This is a genomic window from Streptomyces sp. CA-146814 (assembly GCF_050942385.1).
GTDB lineage: Bacteria > Actinomycetota > Actinomycetes > Streptomycetales > Streptomycetaceae > Streptomyces.
This window is the reverse complement of record NZ_CP192068.1, coordinates 1,062,569-1,082,383: the sequence shown is the minus strand read 5'-3', so window position 1 is coordinate 1,082,383 and position 19,815 is coordinate 1,062,569. Positions and strand designations below refer to the sequence as shown.

General features: G+C 72.2%; 15 protein-coding genes. 8 read left to right on the top strand and 7 right to left on the bottom strand.

Annotation, left to right across the window (positions count from 1 at the left end):
• The first annotated feature begins 26 nt into the window (after positions 1-26).
• Complete coding sequence (locus ACQP09_RS04745) at positions 27-689, top strand: hypothetical protein (protein ID WP_432147720.1); 663 nt, start codon at positions 27-29, stop codon at positions 687-689.
• Between the two features lie 53 nt (positions 690-742).
• Here ACQP09_RS04745 and ACQP09_RS04740 read toward each other — a convergent pair whose 3' ends face one another.
• Together ACQP09_RS04740 and ACQP09_RS04735 are read right to left on the bottom strand one after the other, a co-directional pair.
• Positions 743-3,154, bottom strand: a complete 2,412-nt coding sequence (locus ACQP09_RS04740; protein ID WP_433396217.1) for a helix-hairpin-helix domain-containing protein — start codon at positions 3,152-3,154, stop codon at positions 743-745.
• Positions 3,151-4,134: an aldo/keto reductase gene (locus tag ACQP09_RS04735; RefSeq protein ID WP_433396215.1), complete on the bottom strand. Its 984-nt coding sequence runs from the start codon at positions 4,132-4,134 to the stop codon at positions 3,151-3,153. The genes ACQP09_RS04740 and ACQP09_RS04735 overlap by 4 nt, the downstream gene beginning before the upstream one ends.
• A gap of 138 nt (positions 4,135-4,272) precedes the next feature.
• Here ACQP09_RS04735 and ACQP09_RS04730 point away from each other — a divergent pair, with 138 nt between their 5' ends.
• Both ACQP09_RS04730 and ACQP09_RS04725 read left to right on the top strand, forming a co-directional pair.
• Positions 4,273-5,322: an LLM class F420-dependent oxidoreductase gene (locus ACQP09_RS04730; RefSeq protein ID WP_433396213.1), complete on the top strand. Its 1,050-nt coding sequence runs from the start codon at positions 4,273-4,275 to the stop codon at positions 5,320-5,322.
• Positions 5,323-5,555: 233 nt separating this feature from the next.
• On the top strand, positions 5,556-6,344 hold the full coding sequence (locus tag ACQP09_RS04725; protein ID WP_433396212.1) for a ferritin-like domain-containing protein: 789 nt from the start codon (positions 5,556-5,558) through the stop codon (positions 6,342-6,344).
• Between the two features lie 43 nt (positions 6,345-6,387).
• Here the strand turns inward: ACQP09_RS04725 and corA are convergent, their stop codons facing one another.
• Positions 6,388-7,374: a magnesium/cobalt transporter CorA gene (corA, locus tag ACQP09_RS04720; protein ID WP_433396210.1), complete on the bottom strand. Its 987-nt coding sequence runs from the start codon at positions 7,372-7,374 to the stop codon at positions 6,388-6,390.
• Between the two features lie 124 nt (positions 7,375-7,498).
• On the opposite strand from corA, the gene ACQP09_RS04715 reads away from it, so the two are divergent.
• From ACQP09_RS04715 to ACQP09_RS04695, 5 genes are all read left to right on the top strand, one after another.
• Positions 7,499-8,221, top strand: coding sequence for a histidine phosphatase family protein (locus tag ACQP09_RS04715; RefSeq protein ID WP_433396208.1), 723 nt, complete (start codon positions 7,499-7,501; stop codon positions 8,219-8,221).
• Between the two features lie 72 nt (positions 8,222-8,293).
• Positions 8,294-8,884, top strand: a complete 591-nt coding sequence (locus tag ACQP09_RS04710) for a DUF3090 domain-containing protein (RefSeq protein WP_355865661.1) — start codon at positions 8,294-8,296, stop codon at positions 8,882-8,884.
• Positions 8,848-9,681 (top strand): SCO1664 family protein, encoded by an 834-nt coding sequence (locus ACQP09_RS04705; protein WP_433396207.1) that lies wholly within the window; start codon positions 8,848-8,850, stop codon positions 9,679-9,681. The genes ACQP09_RS04710 and ACQP09_RS04705 overlap by 37 nt, the downstream gene beginning before the upstream one ends.
• A gap of 131 nt (positions 9,682-9,812) precedes the next feature.
• On the top strand, positions 9,813-11,042 hold the full coding sequence (gene mshC / locus ACQP09_RS04700) for a cysteine--1-D-myo-inosityl 2-amino-2-deoxy-alpha-D-glucopyranoside ligase (RefSeq protein ID WP_433396205.1): 1,230 nt from the start codon (positions 9,813-9,815) through the stop codon (positions 11,040-11,042).
• Between the two features lie 115 nt (positions 11,043-11,157).
• Positions 11,158-14,205 carry an NPCBM/NEW2 domain-containing protein gene (locus ACQP09_RS04695; protein ID WP_433396203.1) on the top strand — a complete coding sequence of 1,016 codons (3,048 nt, stop codon included), beginning with the start codon at positions 11,158-11,160 and terminating at the stop codon, positions 14,203-14,205.
• 66 nt (positions 14,206-14,271) lie between these two features.
• On the opposite strand, the gene ACQP09_RS04690 is transcribed toward ACQP09_RS04695, so the two are convergent.
• The 4 genes from ACQP09_RS04690 to glpK form a co-directional block, all read right to left on the bottom strand.
• Entirely contained in the window at positions 14,272-15,297 is a 1,026-nt protein-coding gene (locus ACQP09_RS04690; RefSeq protein WP_433396202.1) for a PAC2 family protein, read from the bottom strand.
• Between the two features lie 146 nt (positions 15,298-15,443).
• Positions 15,444-16,502 carry an LLM class flavin-dependent oxidoreductase gene (locus ACQP09_RS04685; protein WP_433396200.1) on the bottom strand — a complete coding sequence of 353 codons (1,059 nt, stop codon included), beginning with the start codon at positions 16,500-16,502 and terminating at the stop codon, positions 15,444-15,446.
• Positions 16,503-16,598: 96 nt separating this feature from the next.
• Positions 16,599-18,209: an FAD-dependent oxidoreductase gene (locus ACQP09_RS04680; RefSeq protein ID WP_433396198.1), complete on the bottom strand. Its 1,611-nt coding sequence runs from the start codon at positions 18,207-18,209 to the stop codon at positions 16,599-16,601.
• A gap of 15 nt (positions 18,210-18,224) precedes the next feature.
• Positions 18,225-19,769, bottom strand: coding sequence for a glycerol kinase GlpK (gene glpK, locus ACQP09_RS04675; RefSeq protein ID WP_433396196.1), 1,545 nt, complete (start codon positions 19,767-19,769; stop codon positions 18,225-18,227).
• Between the last annotated feature and the right edge of the window lie 46 nt (positions 19,770-19,815).

The window sequence follows — 19,815 nt, the reverse complement described above, 5'->3', positions numbered from 1 at the left end:
GGCCCGGTACGGATAGCGTCTGCACTATGTCTGATGCTGCGCAGCCCACCGCTGCCGAGGTACGTGCCGCCGCCGAGGCGGTCAAAGCCGCGATCGACCGTCACCTCGACGCGGTCGAACGCCGTACCGGGGACGACGACCCCGCCGTCTACGAAGCGTTCAACTCACTGGCCGCTGCGGCCGAGGTCTACGACGAGCTGCTCTACGACCGCTACGACGAGGTCACCCCCTTCGAGATCCCCGGCGCGGACGACTCCCTGCCGCCCTACGCCGGACCCGCCGAGCCCAGCGCGCTGAGCGTGCTGATCCGGCGCGACTACGCGGTCGCGGAGCCCCCGCGGCTGCTCGCCCAGGCCCAGCGCCTCGCCGACATCGACGCCGGACCCGGCGCGGACGGGACCACGACCCCGGTGGTCGGCACCAGCGTCCACGCCGCGCTCGGCATGCTCTTCGGCGAGTACGAACCGGACGAGATCGCCTCCCGGCACAAGGAGTTCGGCCTGGAGGAGGGCGACTCCACGCTCTGGGTCTCGGCCGCGGAGGCGCTTCCGGAGCCGGGGGAGTGGCTCGGCGCCCCGTTCGAGGACGCCGACCCCGAGCTGGTGGTGTGCCGCTTCGACGTCAGCGCCGTCTTCGACGAGGAGGAGCTGGACGAGGAGCTCGACGAGCCGGCGGCCGGCCGCGCATGACCCGACAGCGGGCCCCGGTGCGGAGTGCGCCGGGGCCCGCTGTCGTACGTCCCTCAGGAAGCCGCGTCAGGTGTCGGCACGGCCTCCAGGAGCGGGCGGAGCCGGGTCGTCCGCTCCTGGGCCGGGACCTGCGCCACCGCGTGCGGCAGCGCCTGGTCCACCCCGTGCACCACGGACAGATGGCGCTCGCCCCGGCCGAACGCGGTGTAGACCCACGGCCGGCTCAGCCCCGCCGCCGCGTCGCCCGGCAGCACCACCACCGCGGCGGGCCAGCGCATCCCGGCCGCCTGATGGGCACTGAGCGCCCACCCGTGCCGCACCGCCGACTCCACCCGCTCCTGCGGTACGACGACGGGGACGCCGCCGCACTCCAGGTGCAGCCCCTCCGCGTCCGCCGAGCGCACCACGCCCGGCACCACACGGCCGGGCGCCGGGACATGGATCACGCGGTCGCCCGGGTCGAACCCGCCGAACCGGCCGGGCCCCGGGTTGAGCCGCTGCTTCAGGGCCTCGTTGAGCACCCGGGTCCCGGCCGCGCCGCCATGGCCCACGGTGATGACCTGGGTGTCGGCGGCGGGGATCGAGAAGGCCCGGGGCACCGAGTCCGCGACGAGCTGCACCGTACGGTGGACCGCCTCGCCCGCATCGCGGACCGGGACGATCACGACCTCCTTGCCGGGCGCCTCCACCTGGGTCAGCTCGCCGATGCCGATCCCGGAGACGAGCTCGCCGATCGGGCCGGGATCCGGCGTACGGGAGACGACCTGCGGGCACGCGCGTGCGGCCAGCACGTCCGCGAAGACCCGCCCGGCGCCCGCCGAACCCAGCACACCGGGGTCACCGCTCAGCACCAGGCGGGTCCCGTCCGCCAGCGCCTCGACGAGGACGGCCGCGCCCTCCACGTCCAGCTGCGGGGCGTCCAGCACGACGAGCAGGTCGAGCGCGAGCGCCCCTTCCTCGTCACGGCCCGGGCCCTCGGCGCCGGAGAGCAGCCCGGCCAGGGTGACCGCCGCCTCCGGGGCGCCGACCGCTTCGGCCAGCCGGCGGCGGCCGTCCTCGCTGTGGGCGGCGCCCAGGGCCCGCAGGCCCAGGCCCCGCGCCGCGGCGATCAGGGCGGCGGGCTCGGCCCGGGCCGCCTCGCCGCCGCTGTGGGCGACGAGCCCGGCGGTGGCCGCCGTACGGATCAGCTCGGCGGCGGAGGGGGAGGGCGCGGCGGCAGCGGCCTCCGTCCAGTCGGCCCCCTTCTCGCAGGCGTTCATGAGGCGGGCCAGGCCGTCGGCGAGGCTCTCCTCGGCCAGCGCGTACCGGTCGAGACCCAGCAGCACCTGGACCGGCTCCGGGGCCTCGGCGGCCTCCTCGCCCTCCCGCTCCTCGGCGGCCTCCGACTCCGTGGGGTCCGCGCCCTCCTGGAAGACCAGGGCCACACCCTCCTCCACGGCGTCGCGCACGGCCTCCTCCGGGTCGCTCACCGCACGCTCGGCGAGCGCGGCCCGTACCGCCTCGGCGTCCAGCGCCGTGTGGCCCTGGAGGGCGGCCCGCTCCAGCAGCCAGCCGACCAGGGCCGCCGTGCGGCGCCCGTCGTCCGGGCCGCACGCGGCGCCCAGCAGGGCCCGGGCGAAGCCGTCCGCCTGCTCGGGCCGGACGCCGGGGACCGCCAGCAGCTGCCAGGGGTCGGCGCGCAGCAGCTCGGCGGCCTGCTCGCCCAGGGTCGCGGTCGCGGGGCGGGCCAGGACCTCAGGGGCCCCGCCCTCGGCGAGGACCGCGCGCACCGCCTCCGTGGCCTCGGGCGAGGCGGTCCGGTCGACGGGTGCGGCCGGGGCGGGCGCGGGGCGGTGAGGCTGTCCTGCGGGTGCCGGGACGGCGCGGCGGGGCGCGGGCGGCGGTGCGGGGGAGTCGAAGAACTCGGCGCCCGCCTTCTCGCCGCTCTCCACGGCCCGTACGGCCGCGAGCAGATCGGCGGCGGTGCCGCTCAGTTTCGTACCGGCGGCGACGGGACCATCCTTCTCCGCCTTGCGCTTCGCGATCTTCTCGCGCAGCTCGCGCTGGGCGGCCAGCTCGGCCTGAGCCTCGGAGAGCGCGGCGGCCACGGGCGCTTCGTCCGCTCCCGCGTCACCGGCGGCTTCACCGGCCTGCTGCCCGCCACCGGAAGCCCCGGCGTCAGCCGCCGCACCGGCCTGCCCGACTTCACCGGCGTCCGCCGCTTCGTCGGCCTGCCCGGCCCCACCGGCCTCAGCGGTCTCCTCAGCTGTCTCAGCCGACTCCGCGGGTCCACCGGCCTCCACAGGTCCGTCACCGGCAGCCCCGGCCCCGGCATCAGCCCCGGCCTCGGCAGCGTCGGGCGCCTCGGCAGCCTCGGGCACTTCGGCGTGCGCGGAGGCCTCGGCGTCGGTGGCCACCGGGGCCTCGGCGGCCTCCGGTGTGTCCGTGCCGGCGGTGCCGGGGGTCTCCCCGGGAAGCGCAGTCACAGCGTGCTCCAGTCCTGGTCGGGATAGCGGTGCACGGGCGCCGACACATCGTCGAGCGCCTGGCAGATCTCGTAGGGAAGAGTAAGCGCCTCCACTGACAAAGCCTCCGTGAGCTGCCCGGCGTTGCGCGCACCGACGATCGGCGCGGCCACACCCGGCCGGTCGCGCACCCACGCCAGCGCCACGTGCAGCGGGCTCGTCGCCAGGCCGTCGGCAGCCGTCGCCACCGCGTCGGTGATCCGGGCCGCCGCGTCGTCCAGGTACGGCTCGACGAACGGGGCGAGCCGCTCGGAGGCGCCCCGGGAGTCGGACGGCGTGCCTTGGCGGTACTTGCCGGTCAGCACGCCACGGCCCAGCGGCGAGGAGGGCAGCAGCCCGATCCCGAGGTCCAGCGCGGCGGGCAGCACCTCGCGCTCGATGCCCCGCTGGAGCAGCGAGTACTCCATCTGCGTACTGGCCAGCCGGGTGCGCACCCCGGGCGCGGCGAGCTGCCAGGTGGCGGCCTTGGCCAGCTGCCAGCCGCAGAAGTTGGACACGCCCGCGTACCGGACCCGGCCGGAGGAGACGGCCAGGTCCACCGCCTGGAGCGTCTCCTCCAGCGGGGTCGCCGGATCGAAGGCGTGGACCTGCCAGAGGTCCACGTAATCCGTGCCGAGCCGCTCCAGCGAGGCGTCCAGCGCGGCCAGCAGGTGTCCGCGCGAGCCGTTGAAGCGGCGGTAGGGGTCGGGGATGTTCCCGGCCTTCGTGGCGATGACCAGATCCTCACGCGGCACCAGGCTGCCGACGAGCCGCCCGAGCAGGAATTCGGCCTCCCCGCCTCCGTACACATCGGCCGTGTCCACCAGGGTGCCGCCCGCGTCCCAGAAGGCCTTGAGCTGGTCGGCGGCGTCGTGCTCGTCCGTGTCCCGGCCCCAGGTGAGGGTGCCGAGCCCGATCCGGGACACGCGTAGGCCGGTGCGGCCGAGATGCCTCTGCTCCATGGGCGCTGAGATTACTGGCCACGGCCCCACCGGGTGCAGGCCTGTGGACAACGCGAGGTCGCGCGGGCCTGCCGGATCGCCGCCACCCGCGCTAGAGTCGCGAGGAAGGGACGTTACTGATCAGTAAGGGGAGCGGCTATGCGGCTCGGCATCAATCTCGGCTACTGGGGCGCGGGCATGGACGGCGACAACCTCGCGGTCGCGCAGGAGGCCGATCGCCTCGGCTACGACGTCTGCTGGGCGGCCGAGGCGTACGGCTCCGACGCGCCGACCGTGCTGACCTGGGTCGCGGCGCAGACCGAATCCATCGACGTCGGCTCCGCGATCATGCAGATCCCGGCCCGGCAGCCCGCCATGACCGCGATGACCGCCGCCACCCTCGACTCGCTCTCCGGCGGCCGCTTCCGGCTCGGCCTCGGCGTCTCGGGCCCGCAGGTCTCCGAGGGCTGGTACGGCGTCAAGTTCGACAAGCCGCTGGCCCGCACCCGCGAGTACGTCGAGATCGTCCGCAAGGCGATGACCCGCGAGCGGCTGTCCTACGAGGGGCAGCACTGGACGCTGCCGCTGCCCGGCGGCCCCGGCAAGCCGATCAAGCTCACCGTCCACCCGGAGCGCGAGCACATCCCGCTCTACATCGCCGCGATCGGCCCGAAGAACCTGGAGCAGACCGGCGAGATCGCCGACGGGGCCCTGCTGATCTTCCCCTCCGCCGAGCATCTGGAGGAGACCGCGCTCACCTATCTGCGCGCGGGCCGCGAGAAGGCGGGGAAGACCATGGACGGCTTCGACGTCTCCCCGACGCTGCCGCTCGCCGTCGGCGACGACGTCAAAGGCCTCGCCGACATGTTCCGCCCGTACACCGCCCTGTACGTCGGCGGCATGGGCAGCCGGAAGCAGAACTTCTACAACCAGCTCGCGCAGCGCATGGGGTACGAGAAGGAGGCCGCCGAGATCCAGGACAAGTACCTGGACGGCGACAAGGCCGGCGCGGCCGCCGCCGTACCGCACCAGCTGATCGACCAGACCACGCTGCTCGGGCCCATCGAGCGGATCGCCGACCGGATGCAGGCGTACGCCGCCGCCGGGGTCACCACGCTCAACCTCGCTCCCGCCGGATTCACCCTGGAGGAGCGGATCACCGCCCTGCGTGCCGGTACGGACGCCCTGGAGCGCTCCGGACTCGCGTAACGCCTTCAGGGGCTTCGGGAGCAGCACTACGGCCGTGGTGGGGGCTCGGGGGTCTTCCCCGCCACGGCCGTCACAGGGAACAACGCGCCGCACGCCCCGGGGTTACGCGGGGCGCCTTCACCGCCGCCTCCGTTGCTCCGGTTGCCGACTCCTCCCGGGCGCATTTGACTGCTGCCCTGCGCACTACTGCCCCGCGGCGACCGTTCCGCGGGGTCCGGTACGGAGGTGGCCCCATGCTCTCAGCCCGAAGCCTGTTCCAGGAGATCCTGGACGACGACGAGGCCTACCGGCTCTTCTGCTCCATCGCCGCCAGCGGGGAGTCCCAGGGCGGCTGGGAGAACGCCCGCATCGCCGCACTGGTCCCCGAGAGCCGCCGCTCCCTGGCGCCCAGGATCGTCCGGCACGGCGCCGACGAGGACAAGCACGGCCGGATCTTCAGCGCCCTCCTGAAGAAGCGCGGGCTCCGGCCGGCCGACGTCCCGCCGGAGACCGACTACACGATGCTCCTGGAGCAGCAGGGCATCGGCCTCGCCCACTCCCGGCTGCGCGGCGAGGAGCGGCTCATTGAGCGCGACATCATCACCTATCTGGCCCACAGCAGGATCACCGAGCAGCGCGCCTCCGAGCAGATGCGGCTGCTGCGGCGGTACTTCGCCGACCACCCGGACATCGGCCGCGCGGTGCGGATGATCTCCGACGACGAGGACAACCACCTCGCGTACTGCCACGAGGAGCTGCTGCGGCTCGCCCGCGAGGGCCACGGCCGGACCATCCAGCGGATCATGCGCGAGTGCGCCCTGGCGGAGATCGCCGTCTACCGCGACGTCAGCCTCGCGGTGATGGACCACATGGGCCGGCTGCTGGGCTGGCCGCGCCCCAAGGCCGTGGCGCTTGCGGCCGGGATCCGCGCGGTGTACGCGTACGAGCGCCTCGTCGGCTGGCGGCGCATGGTGAGCCTGGAGATGCCCGGGCGCCGCGACGCCCTCGGCGGCCGTCCCGTACCGGAACCCGAGTACGCGTGACCTCTTCCGCGCACGCGTCACCCTGAAGGGTCGCGCGCGACCCTCAGAGCCATCCGCGCCGCTTGAACTGGCGGTGGAGGCCGACCACCGCCAGGGTCATGAACAGGATCACGGCCGGGTAGGTCCACGACCAGTGCAGCTCCGGCATGTTGTCGAAGTTCATGCCGTAGATGCCCGCCACCATCGTCGGGACGGCGGCCATCGCCGCCCACGCCGAGATCTTGCGCATGTCGTCGTTCTGCCGCACCCCCATCTGCGCGAGATGGGCCGAGAGGATGTCCGACAGCAGCCGGTCCAACCCCTCCACCTGCTCGTTGACCCGCGTCAGGTGGTCGGCGACGTCACGGAAGAACGGCTGCGCCTCCTGGTGGACGAACGGCACCCCGGCCCCCGCGAGCCGGGTCATCGGCGCCGTCAGCGGGCCGGTGGCCCGGCGGAACTCCAGGACCTGCCGCTTGAACGTGTAGATGCTCGCCGCCGTGTTCGAGGAGTCGCCGCTCGCGGCCGGGGCGAAGACCTCGGTCTCCAGCTCCTCCAGGTCCACCTGGAGCTCACCGGCCACGTCGATGTAGTGGTCCACCACCGCGTCGCTGATCGCGTACAGCACCGCGGTCGGCCCGTGCGCCAGTATCTGCGGATCCGCCTCCAGACGGCTGCGTACGTCCGCCAGCGGAGCGCTCTCGCCGTGCCGGACCGTCACCACGAACGAGTCACCGATGAAGATCATCAGCTCATCGGCGCTCACCGTGTCGCTGTTCGACTCGTAGACGACCGGCTTCACCACCGCGAACAGGGAGTCGTCGTACACCTCCAGCTTGGGACGCTGGTGCGCGCGCAGCGCGTCCTCGACCGCGAGCGGGTGCAGTCCGAACTCGTGGCGCACCAGGTCGAATTCCTGCTCGGTCGGCTCGTGCAGCCCGATCCAGAGGAAGGCGTCGTCGGATTTCCGCGCCCGGTCGAGAGCGTCGGAGAAGTCGCTCGGACCATCGGTCCGGCGGCCGTCCTGGTAGATGGCACAGTCCACGATCATTTCGGCATCCTCGGGAGGTCAGGGACCATAACGTACAAGGTGGGCAGGGGCCCGTTCACCGCCCTCTCCTTCCCCGTCGCTCCTCCCTCGCACCCGGCGTCGCCGGACATCTACCCTGGCCGGTATGCCCACGCTGATCCTCGTACGCCACGGACGCTCCACCGCCAACACCGCCGGAGTGCTCGCGGGCCGCACCCCCGGGGTCCTCCTCGACGAGCGCGGCACCGAACAGGCCGCCGCCCTGCCCGCACGGCTCTCCGCGCTCACCTTCGCCGCCGCCGTCACCAGTCCTCTGGAGCGCTGCCGCCAGACGCTCCAGCCACTGCTGGAGGCCCGTCCCGGGCTGGCCGCGCACACCGAGGACCGCATCAGCGAGTGCGACTACGGCGACTGGTCGGGCCGCAAGCTCGCCGAACTCTCCGACGAACCGCTGATGTCCGTCGTCCAGCAGCACCCCTCCGCCGCCGCCTTCCCCGGCGGCGAGTCGATGCGCGCCATGCAGGCCCGCGCCGTCGACGCCGTACGCGACTGGAACGACCGCGTCGCGGCGGAGCACGGCGAGGACGCCACGTACGTGATGTGCTCGCACGGCGACATCATCAAGTCCCTCGTCGCGGACGCGCTCGGCATGCACCTGGACCTCTTCCAGCGCATCCACGTCGACCCCTGCTCGGTCACCGCGATCCGCTACACGCGGCTGCGCCCCTTCCTCCTGCGCGTCGGCGACACCGGCGACCTCACCCCGCTGGCACCGCGCGAACAGCCCGTCGGCGCGGACGCCGTGCCGTCCGGCGCGGGTGACGCCACGTCGGACGCGGCGGTCGGGGGCGGCGGGGGCGCGCCGTGATCTCCGTGGGCAGTAGGGTGGACGCGCCGTAGCGCCGCTATCCACCCCATCGATTCTCAAGGGAGACAGGACGTGTCCCGTCAGGTGTTCCTCTACGACCCACCGGACCGATTCGTGGCCGGTACGGTCGGGTTGCCTGGCCGCCGTACGTTTTTCCTCCAGGCCTCCTCCCAGGGCCGGGTCACCAGCGTCGCCCTGGAGAAGACCCAGGTGGCCGCCCTGGCCGAGCGGATCGACGAACTGCTCGACGAGGTGGTCCGGCGGACCGGCGGCAACTCGCCGGTGCCCGCCGTCGCTCCCACCGACGTCACCGACACCGCCCCGCTGGACGTGCCCGTCGAGGAGGAGTTCCGGGTCGGCACCATGGCCCTGGCCTGGGACGGCGACGAGCAGCGCATGATCGTCGAGGCGCAGGCCCTCGTCGAGCTCGACGCGGACTCCGAGGACGATCTCGCGGAGGCCGAGGAGAAGCTCCTCCAGGACGAGGAGAACGGCCCGCCGATGCTCCGCGTCCGGCTCAGCGGCGCCCAGGCCCGCGCGTTCGCCAAGCGCGCCCTGGACGTCGTCAACGCCGGCCGCCCGCCGTGCCCGCTCTGCAGCCTGCCGCTCGATCCGGAAGGACACGTATGCCCGCGCCAGAACGGATACCGTCGCGGAGCCTGACGGACACCGAGCTGCTCACCCTGCTCACCGAGGGCACGCTCACGGTGCTCGGGCAGGTCGGCGGGGCGTCCAACGCGGTGCTGCACTGCACCATCGCGTACGAGGGTGAGGAGCGCACCTGCGCCTACAAGCCGGTCGCGGGCGAGCAGCCGCTCTGGGACTTCCCGGACGGCACGCTCGCGCAGCGGGAGGTGGCCGCGTACGAGATCTCCCGGGCGACCGGCTGGGACCTGGTGCCGCCGACCGTGCTGCGGGAGGGGCCGTACGGGCAGGGCATGTGCCAGCTCTGGATCGACGGGCCCGCCGAGGACCCGCCCGAGCTGCTGGCCCTGGTCGAGGACGACGAGCCGGGCGAGGGCTGGAAGGCCGTGGGCTACGCGGACGTCGGAGGCGGGAGGACCGCGCTGCTGGTGCACGCGGACGACCCCCGGCTGCGGCGGCTCGCGGTGCTGGACGCGGTGATCAACAACGGTGACCGCAAGGGCGGCCATCTGCTGCCGGCCCCCGGCGGCCTGCTGTACGGCATCGACCACGGGGTCACCTTCAACGCCGATGACAAGCTGCGCACGCTCCTGTGGGGCTGGGCCGGTGAGCCGCTCACCGAGGAGGCGCTGCGGGTCCTCGCGCTGCTCGCCGCGGAGCTGGCACCGGGCGAGCCGCTGGCCACCCGGATGGCGCAACTCATCACGGCGGCCGAACTGGAGGCACTGCGGGCGCGGGTGGCGGGTCTGCTCGACAGCCGCGTACACCCGAAACCGAGCGGGCAGTGGCCGCCGATCCCGTGGCCGCCCGTGTAGCGGACCCCGGCAGGCACGCGGCGAACGTCCTGGCCGTACAGCCTTTCGAAGGTTTACCGCAGGAGTGTCTCTTCGGACAGGAATCCGGATCCGGTTCGTATCCGGAAGCATCGTCCGGTTACGCTCATGACATGCATGCCTGGCCCGCTTCTGAGGTCCCCGCCCTGCCTGGCAAGGGCCGCGACCTTCGGATCCACGACACCGCGACCGGCGGACGGATCACCCTTGACCCCGGTCCCGTCGCCCGCATCTACGTCTGCGGCATCACGCCGTACGACGCGACCCACCTGGGTCATGCGGCGACCTACAACGCGTTCGACCTCGTTCAGCGCGTGTGGCTCGACACCAAGCGGCAGGTTCACTACGTCCAGAACGTGACCGACGTGGACGATCCGCTCCTGGAGCGGGCCGTGCGCGACGGTCAGGACTGGACCGAGCTCGCGGAGCGCGAGACGGCACTCTTCCGCGAGGACATGACCGCCCTGCGGATGCTGCCCCCGCAGCACTACATCGGAGCGGTCGAGGCCATACCGGGCATCGTGCCGCTCGTGGAGCGTCTGCGGGAGGCCGGTGCCGCCTACGATCTCGAAGGCGACGTCTACTTCTCCGTCGATGCCGACCCGCACTTCGGCGAGGTCTCCGGGCTCGACGCGGCGGCCATGCGCCTGCTCTCCGCCGAGCGCGGCGGCGACCCCGAGCGCCCCGGCAAGAAGAACCCCCTCGACCCGATGCTCTGGATGGCCGCCCGCCCGGGTGAGCCGAGCTGGGACGGGGCCACCCTGGGCGAGGGCCGCCCGGGCTGGCACATCGAGTGCGTCGCCATCGCGCTGGACCACCTCGGCATGGGGTTCGACATCCAGGGCGGCGGCTCCGACCTGGTCTTCCCGCACCACGAGATGGGCGCGTCGCACGCCCAGGCGCTGACCGGCGAGCACCCGTTCGCCAAGGCGTACGTCCACGCCGGCATGGTCGGCCTCGACGGCGAGAAGATGTCCAAGTCCAAGGGCAACCTCGTCTTCGTCTCGACCCTGCGCCGTGACGGCGTCGACCCGGCGGCCATCCGCCTGGCGCTGCTCTCCCGCCACTACCGCGCCGACTGGGAGTGGACCGACCAGGTCCTCGCCGACGCCGTGGAGCGCCTCGCCCGCTGGCGCGCCGCCGTCTCGCGCCCCGACGGGCGGTCGGCCGACGCGCTGGTGGAGGAGGTCCGCGAGGCCCTCGCCGACGACCTGGACACGCCGACGGCGCTGGCCGCCGTGGACCGGTGGGCCGAGCTCCAGAGCGCGGAGGGCGGTACGGACGAAGGGGCCCCCGGCCTCGTCTCCCGTACCGTCGACGCGCTGCTGGGAGTCGCGCTCTAAGGCGCCCCAGCCCGTCTCCGACGTACCGGGACCGGTCTCGGACTTCTCCACGAAGTTCGGCGCCGGTCCCCTTTTGTCCGTAGTCACATGCTCGAAGTTGCGCTAAAAGCTTCCTATGCAATCAACAACGCGCATCAGAGCGGCGGCAGTTGCTGTGGCGCTCGGACTGTTCGCCACCCTGGCCGGGCCCGGGAACGCCCGCGCCGAGGACGCGGCACCCGAGGCCACCACGGTCGGCGACGTGACCGGGTTCCGCGCCGACGGGCCCGTGTACCGGCTGAGCGCCGGGTCCGCCGAGGCCCGGGTCAGCTTCGTCTCCGAGGAGACCTTCCGTATCGAACTCGCCCCCGACGGCAGGTTCACCGACGCCACGGGCGACGACATCGTCCTGCCGCAGGGCAAGGCGCCCCGCACCCGCTGGAAGGACCGCGGTGACCGCTACGAGCTGTCGACCGGTGAAGTCACCCTGCGGGCCTACAAGAAGCCGCTCCGCTTCGCGCTGCACCGGGCCGACGGCAGCCGCGTCTGGTCGGAGGCGAAGGGGCTGAGCTGGACCGGCGACACCACCGTCCAGACGCTAACCCGGGGCGCGGACGAGCAGTTCTACGGCGCCGGGATGCAGAACGGCCGCGGCAACACCTCCCACCGGGACAGGACCGTCCAGGTCGCCGTCGACTACAACTGGAACGACGGCGGCCACCCCAACTCCGTGCCCTTCTACCTCTCGTCGGCCGGCTACGGCGTCTTCCGCAACACCTACGCCCCCAACACGTACGCGTTCACCGACCCGGTGGTGACCAGCGCGAAGGAACAGCGCTTCGACGCCTACTACTTCGCCGGCGACGGGGCCAAGGACGTCATCGGGCGGTACACCGACCTCACCGGCAAGCCCTTCCTGCCGCCCGTCTACGGCATGGAGGTCGGCGACGCCGACTGCTACCTCCACAACGCCAACCGCGGTGAGCGCCGCACCCTGGACGCGCTGAAGGTCGCCGACGGATACGTCGAGCACGACATGCCGAACGGCTGGATGCTGGTCAACGACGGCTACGGCTGCGGCTACGAGGACCTGGAGGAGACCGCGCAGGGCCTGAAGGGCCGGAAGATGGAGCTCGGCCTGTGGACCGAGGACGGCATCGAGAACCTCGCCGACCAGGTCAAGGCCGGACAGCGGGTCGCCAAGCTGGACGTCGCCTGGGTCGGCCCGGGCTACAAGTTCGCGCTCGACGGCTGCAAGGACGCCTATCAGGGCATCGAGGCCAACAGCGACGCCCGGGGCTTCACCTGGGCCCCCGAGAGCTGGGCGGGCGCGCAGCGCTGCGGAGTCCAGTGGTCCGGCGACCAGTACGGCACCTGGGAGTACATCCGCTGGCAGATCCCCACCTACGCGGGCGCCACGATGTCCGGACTCGCCTACACCACCGGCGACATCGACGGCATCTTCGGCGGCAGCCCCAAGACGTACACGCGTGACCTCCAGTGGAAGATGTTCCTCGGCACGACGATGACCATGGACGGCTGGGCCCCCACGGACAAGCAGCCCTGGCGCCACGGAGAGCCGTACACCTCCGTCAACCGCGACTACCTGAAGCTCAAGGAGTCGCTGCTGCCCTACCAGTACTCCTACGCCCACGAGGCCACCAAGACCGGCGTCGGCCTGGTCCGTCCGCTGGTCCTCGAATATCCGGACGACCCCAAGGCGGCGACGGAGGCCGCGAAGTACGAGTTCCTCTCCGGCGAGCACTTCCTGGTGGCACCCGTCTACCAGGACTCCACCGAGCGCCGGGACATCCACCTCCCCAAGGGCACCTGGATCGACTACTGGAGCGGCCGCGCGTACGAGGGCCCCACCACCGTCGACTCCTACAGCGCCCCGCTCGACACCCTGCCGCTCTTCGTGAAGGCGGGCGCGGCGATCCCGATGTGGCCCGGCATCCGCTCCTACCGCGACCGCACCGCCGACTCCCCGCTGGCCTGGGACGTCTACCCGCAGGGCACCAGCTCCTTCACCCTGTACGAGGACGACGGCGTCACCCGGCAGCACCGCGACGGCAAGTACGCCACCCAGCGCGCCGACGTCCGCGCCCCCGTGCGCGGGGCGGGCGACGTCACGGTCACCATCAACGAGAGCCGCGGCAGCTTCACCGGCAAACAGACCGAGCGCCCCTACACGTTCACCGTGCACACCGGCTCCGAACCCCGCGCGGTCCGGCTGGACCGCACCCTGCCCCGGCTGACCTCCGAGGCCGCGTACACGGCGGCACAGCAGGGCTGGTGGTACGACCGGGACGACCGCGGTGGTGTGGTGCACGTCAAGACCGCGCCGCTCCGTACGGACAGGAAGTTCACCGTCAAGCTGACCGGCACCAGCGCCGTCGGCGGCAGGAAGGCTTCCGCGACAGCTGTGCTCACCGCCGCCACGGGCCAGGAGGCCGGCGCGGGAACGCCCGGCCAGGTCCAGGTGGACGTCACGGCGGGCAGCGCCGACCTGACGGACACCACGGTCACGCTCCAGGTCCCCGCGGGCTGGCAGACCGTCACGGCGAAGGTCCCGGGCCGCATCCCGGCAGGCGCCACGCGCCGGGTCGCGGTGGAGGTGACCCCGGCCAGGGACGCGGAGGTACGGGAGACCCGGCTCACCGCGCTCGCCCGCTACCGGGCCGCCGGAGAGACCCGCACCACCGAACAGCGGCTCGCCCTCTCCGTCCTGCCACCGCCGCCCACCGGACAGGCCTGGGCGAGCGACCTCGTCTGGCTCGCCGAGACCAACGGCTACGGGCCCGCCGAACGCGACCGCTCCAACGGCGAGTCGGGAGCGGCCGACGGGAGGACGCTGACGCTCGCGGGCACGACGTACGAGAAGGGCATCGGCACCCACGCCGACTCCAGCATCGCCCTCCACCTCGGCGGCCGCTGCACCGCCTTCACCGCCGATGTCGGCATCGACGACGAGATCGACGGCTATGGAGAGGTCGCGTTCTCGGTGGAGGGCGACGGCAAGGTGCTGTGGACCTCGCCGAAGCTGACCGGAGCCTCGGCGACCGTACCGGTGGACGTGAAGCTCGACGGCGTACGGCAGGCACGTCTGAAGGTCACCGACACCGACGGGTCCAAGACCGGGGACCACGGGGACTGGGCGGCGGCGAGGTTCCACTGCGCCTGAGTTCCGTACAGGAAGAAGGGGGTGCGGTACGGGACGACCTCCCGTACCGCACCCCCTTCCCGCCCGTCACTCCTCCTCGGGAGTCTCCCCGGACGCCTCGTCAGGCCCCTTGTCCCCCTTGTCCTCGGGCTTCTTCGCGGGACCCGCCTCCGGCCTCGGCGGCTTCGGCGGGCGGGTGCGGCCGCTCGACGGGTCCCGCAGATACGCCGCCGAGTCCCCGCTCTCCGTCGCATGACCGCCGGGGCCCGGGCCGCCGTCCCGGCGCCGCAGATACCGCTCGAACTCCCGGGCGATGGCCTCACCGGAGGCCTCGGGCAGCTCGGCCGTGTCCCGCGCCTCCTCCAGCGTCTGGACGTACTCCGCGACCTCGCTGTCCTCCGCCGCCAGCTGGTCCACGCCGAGCTGCCAGGCCCGCGCGTCCTCCGGCAGCTCGCCCAGCGGGATGCGCAGCCCGATCAGGTCCTCCAGCCGGTTCAGCAGGGCCAGCGTGGCCTTCGGGTTCGGCGGCTGCGACACATAGTGCGGCACCGCGGCCCACAGGCTCACCGCCGGCACCCCGGCATGCGTGCACGCCTCCTGGAGGATGCCGACGATCCCCGTCGGGCCCTCGTACCGGGTCTCCTCCAGGTCCATCGTCCGCGCCAGATCCGCGTCGGAGGTGACCCCGCTCACCGGCACCGGCCGGGTGTGCGGGGTGTCACCGAGCAACGCGCCCAGGATGACGACCATTTCGACGCCCAGCTCGTGCGCGAAGCCGAGGATCTCGTTGCAGAACGAGCGCCAGCGCATCGACGGCTCGATCCCGCGCACCAGGACGAGGTCGCGGGGCTTCTCGCCGCCGACGCGCACCACCGAGAGGCGGGTCGTCGGCCAGGTGACCTTCCGCACGCCGTTCTCCAGCCACACCGTGGGCCGGTTGACCTGGAAGTCGTAGTAGTCCTCGGCGTCCAGCGCCGCGAACACCTCGCCCTTCCACTCCCGGTCCAGATGGGCGACCGCTGTGGAGGCGGCGTCACCGGCGTCGTTCCAGCCTTCGAACGCGGCCACCATGACCGGGTCGACCAGCTCGGGCACCGACTCGAGCTCGATCACCCGGGCCTCCTTCCGATGTCTCCATACGTACGGAGCAACCTTACGGCTTCGGGACCCTTCGACCGCAGCCCGTTTGCACGGCCGGGTGAACCTTGCCAGCAGGAGTGGATCAGCGGGCCGAACAGTGCATCGGTCCGTCCCCGCGCTCACTGCCAGAGCGTGGAGGGCGCCTCCCGCCGCACCACCGGCGCGATCTCCTCCGCGAACCGCCGGAGCGTCTCCAGCTGCTCCGGCCGGCTCAGTCCGAAGCCGTCCACGGTGATCGACTGGAGGTCGTGGCGGTAGACCGTGTGCCAGCCGAGGATCTTGTCGATGATCTGCTGCGGGGAGCCGATCAGCTGCGGGCCGCCCGCGATCGCGTCCTCGATGGTCCGGAACGGTGTGTTGTAGCCGGCCTTGCCCGCCAGGTGCGGCTTGAACGTCTGCCGCACCCGCGCCTCGTACAACTCCTTGTACCGCTCCACGGCCGCCTGCGAGCTGTCCGCGATGAGCAGCCCGCCGGAGCCCGCCGCCACCTTGGCGTCCGCCGGATCGTGCCCGTACGCCTCGAACCGCTCCCGGTAGTGCGCGATGAGCTTCGCGTACGCCTCGCGTGGCTGGATGGCGTTGGCGGTGAAGAGCGGGTCGCCGTGTTTCGCGGCCAGCTCGGGGGAGTTGAGGCTGGTGGCCGAGCCGTGCCAGATGCGGGGGAGACCGTCGTACGGACGTGGCACGGTCGTCACGTTCTTCAGCGGCGGCCGGAACTCGCCCTCCCAGTCGACGCCTTCCTCGGTCCAGAGCCGGCGCAGCAGCTCGTACTTCTCCTTCTGGAGGTCCCACTGCCGTTCCTCGTCGAGCCCGAAGAGGTCGAAGTGGCCCGCCTCGGCGCCCTTCCCGACGACCAGCTCGATCCGGCCCCGGGATATCTGGTCGAGCGTCGCGAAGTCCTCCGCGACCCGGACCGGGTCCAGGATCGCGACGACGGTCACCCCGGTGAGCAGCCGGATCGTGCTCGTCCGGGCCGCGATCGCGCCGAGCACCACGCTCGGGCTGGAGGAGAGGAACGCTCCGGCGTGCCGCTCGCCGACCGAGTAGGAGTCGAAGCCGAGCTCCTCCGCCACCGTCGCGGTGGCGATCACTTCCTCGAACCGGTCGGCGGGGGAGGGGAGTTCACCGGTGAGGGGGCGTGGGTCATGGCCGATCAGGGAAAGCACCGAAAATCTCATGACCTCCACTCTCCTCGCCGCGCATTGCGCGCGTATGGCGGGAGTGTGGCGCATGGAGAGGGCGGCTTCCCCGCACGGGAAGCCGCCCTCGGTGGATCAGCCGCGGTCGGCGAGCAGCTTCTCGACGCCGTCGCGGACGTCGTCCGTCGCCAGGCCGCGGATCGTCAGCGTGGTCCGGCGGCGCAGGACGTCGTCCGCCGTCTCGGCCCACTCGTGGTCGCGGGCGTAGGCGACCTGGGCCCAGATCTCCGGGGCGTCCGGGTGGACGCGCTCGGCCAGCGCCGGGCTCTCGTTGGCCAGGCGCGCGATGTCGAAGGCGAGCGAGCCGTAGTGCGTGGCCAGGTGGCGAGCGGTGTCCGGCGCCATCCGGGGGCCGGGGGCGGGGCCGTCGACGAGCAGCCGGTGCGCGACCGCGTTCGGGTTGGCGATGCCGGGCAGCGGCAGCTTCCTCGGCAGCCGGTTCATCGGCTCCATGTCCTCGGTCAGCGGGTGGCCGGGCAGGGCGGCCAGCTTGTTCATCACCTTACGGCCGATGTGGCGGAAGGTCGTCCACTTGCCACCGGCCACCGACAGCATCCCGCCGCGGCCCTCGGTCACGACCGTCTCGCGCTTGGCCTTGGAGGTGTCGCCGGGACCGCCGGGCAGTACGCGCAGACCGGCGAAGGAGTACGTGATCAGATCGCGCGAGAGCTGCTGGTCCTTGATCGAGAACGCCGCCTCGTCGAGGATCTGCGCGGTGTCGGCCTCGGTCACCGAGACGTCCGCCGGGTCACCTTCGTACTCCTCGTCCGTCGTGCCGAGGAGCAGCATGTCCTCCCACGGCAGCGCGAACGTGATGCGGTACTTGTCGATCGGCGTGGCCAGCGCGGCCCGCCACGGACGGGTCCGCTTGAGGACCAGGTGGGCGCCCTTGGAGAGGCGGATGGAGGGGGCCGCGTTCGGGTCCTCCATCTTCCGCAGGTGGTCGACCCACGGGCCGGTCGCGTTGAGCACGAGGCGGGCGGTGACGCCGAACTCCGTACCGTCGACGCTGTCCTTCAGCTCGGCGCCGGTGACCCGGCCCCGGGTGAAGCGGAGACCCGTGACGGCCGCGTGGTTGAGGACGACCGCGCCCGCGTCGACGGCCGCGCGGACCGTCATCAGCGCCATGCGGGCGTCGTTCATCTGGTCGTCGCCGTAGACCGCGACGGCCTTGAGGTTGTCGGTGCGCAGCTCCGGCACGTCGCGCTGGGCCTTGGCCGGGGATATGACGTGGCCGACGCCGTCGCCGAACGCGGAGAGCGCGGAGTAGGCGAAGACGCCCGCGCCGAGCTTGGCCGCGCCGTGCGGGCCGCCCTTGTAAACGGGGAGGTAGAAGGTGAGCGGGTTGGCCAGGTGCGGGGCCACCTCGCGGGAGACCGCGCGGCGCTCGAAGTGGTTCTCCGCGACCAGCTTGACCGCGCCGGTCTGGAGGTAGCGCAGACCGCCGTGGAGCAGCTTGGAGGAGGCGGAGGAGGTGGCGCCGGCGAAGTCACCGGCGTCCACCAGAGCCACCCGCAGCCCGGACTGCGCGGCATGCCAGGCGGTGGAGATGCCCAGGATGCCGCCGCCGATGACCAGGAGGTCGTACGTCGCCCGGGACAGCTGCTCCCGGGTTTCGGCGCGGCTCGGCAGCGAGCCGGAGGCCGGGTGCGTTCCGAGGGCGGGAACGCTCTGCAGGGTGGTCATGTCGAATGCTCCTCGTCAGCTTTCTTCGTCCTCGACCCAGCCCATGGTCCGTTCGACGGCCTTGAGCCAGCTCTTGTACTCGCGGGCACGGGTGTCCGCGTCCATGCGGGGGGTCCACTCGGCGGCCCGGCGCCAGTTGGCGCGCAGCGCGTCGGTGTCCGGCCAGAAGCCGACGGCCAGGCCGGCGGCGTAGGCCGCGCCGAGGCAGGTGGTCTCGGCGACCATCGGGCGCACCACGGGTGCGTCCAGGAAGTCGGCGAGCGTCTGCATCAGCAGGTTGTTGGACGTCATGCCGCCGTCGACCTTGAGCGCGGTCAGCTCGACGCCGGAGTCCTTCGTCATGGCGTCGCTGATCTCGCGGGTCTGCCAGGCGGTGGCCTCCAAGACGGCACGGGCGATGTGCGCCTTGGTGACGTAACGGGTGAGACCGGTGATCACACCCCGGGCGTCGGGACGCCAGTAGGGGGCGAACAGGCCGGAGAAGGCGGGCACGAAGTAGGCGCCGCCGTTGTCCTCCACCGAGGAGGCGAGCGTCTCGATCTCGGCGGCCGACTTGATCAGGCCCATCTGGTCGCGCATCCACTGCACCAGCGAACCGGTGACCGCGATGGAGCCCTCAAGGGCGTACACCGGGGGCTTGTCGCCGATCTGGTAGCCGACGGTGGTCAGCAGCCCGTTGTACGAGTTCACCGGGGTGCCACCGGTGTTCATCAGCATGAAGGTGCCGGTGCCGTACGTGGACTTGGCCTCGCCCTCGGCGAAACAGGTCTGGCCGAACAGGGCCGCCTGCTGGTCGCCGAGCGCGGAGGCGACCGGCACGCCGTCGAGGATGCCGCCCTTGGCGTGGCCGTACACCTCGGCGGAGGAGCGGATCTCGGGGAGGACCGCGGCCGGGATGCCGATGGAGTGGAGGATCTTCTCGTCCCACTCCATCTTGTGCAGGTTCATCAGGAGGGTGCGCGAGGCGTTGGTGACGTCGGTGACGTGCACACCGCCGTCGGTGCCGCCGGTCAGGTTCCAGATGACCCAGGAGTCCATGGTGCCGAAGAGGATGTCGCCGGCCTCGGCGCGCTCGCGCAGCCCCTCGACGTTGTCGAGCAGCCAGCGGACCTTGGGCCCGGCGAAGTACGAGGCGAGCGGCAGCCCGGTCTCGCGGCGGAACCGGTCCTGGCCCACGTTCCGGCCGAGCTCCTTGCAGAGCGCGTCGGTACGGGTGTCCTGCCAGACCAGCGCGTTGTGCACCGGCTCACCGGTGTTCTTGTCCCACAGGAGCGTGGTCTCGCGCTGGTTGGTGATGCCGATCGCCTTGACGTCGGCGGAGGTGATGCCGGCCTTGACGATGGCGCCGGCGACGACCTCCTGCACGTTCTCCCAGATCTCGGTCGCGTCGTGCTCGACCCAACCCGGCTTCGGGAAGATCTGCTCGTGCTCCTTCTGGTCGACCGAGACGATCCGGCCGTCCTTGTCGAAGACGATGCAGCGGCTGGAGGTGGTGCCCTGGTCGATGGCCGCGATGAACGGGCCGGTGCCGTGGGTGCCGGTGGTGTGTGCGTCGGTCACGGTGTGCTCCCGGAAGTCTGTGAAGGGAAAAGGGGTTACGGCGCTG

Bases quoted from the DNA above. Each gene is read 5' to 3' on its own strand.
- ACQP09_RS04745 (WP_432147720.1), top strand. From the start codon at position 27: ATGTCTGATGCTGCGCAGCCCACCGCTGCCGAGGTACGTGCCGCCGCC.
- ACQP09_RS04735 (WP_433396215.1), bottom strand. From the start codon at position 4,134: ATGGAGCAGAGGCATCTCGGCCGCACCGGCCTACGCGTGTCCCGGATC.
- ACQP09_RS04730 (WP_433396213.1), top strand. From the start codon at position 4,273: ATGCGGCTCGGCATCAATCTCGGCTACTGGGGCGCGGGCATGGACGGC.
- ACQP09_RS04725 (WP_433396212.1), top strand. From the start codon at position 5,556: ATGCTCTCAGCCCGAAGCCTGTTCCAGGAGATCCTGGACGACGACGAG.
- corA (WP_433396210.1), bottom strand. From the start codon at position 7,374: ATGATCGTGGACTGTGCCATCTACCAGGACGGCCGCCGGACCGATGGT.
- ACQP09_RS04715 (WP_433396208.1), top strand. From the start codon at position 7,499: ATGCCCACGCTGATCCTCGTACGCCACGGACGCTCCACCGCCAACACC.
- ACQP09_RS04705 (WP_433396207.1), top strand. From the start codon at position 8,848: ATGCCCGCGCCAGAACGGATACCGTCGCGGAGCCTGACGGACACCGAG.
- mshC (WP_433396205.1), top strand. From the start codon at position 9,813: ATGCATGCCTGGCCCGCTTCTGAGGTCCCCGCCCTGCCTGGCAAGGGC.
- ACQP09_RS04695 (WP_433396203.1), top strand. From the start codon at position 11,158: ATGCAATCAACAACGCGCATCAGAGCGGCGGCAGTTGCTGTGGCGCTC.
- ACQP09_RS04685 (WP_433396200.1), bottom strand. From the start codon at position 16,502: ATGAGATTTTCGGTGCTTTCCCTGATCGGCCATGACCCACGCCCCCTC.
- ACQP09_RS04680 (WP_433396198.1), bottom strand. From the start codon at position 18,209: ATGACCACCCTGCAGAGCGTTCCCGCCCTCGGAACGCACCCGGCCTCC.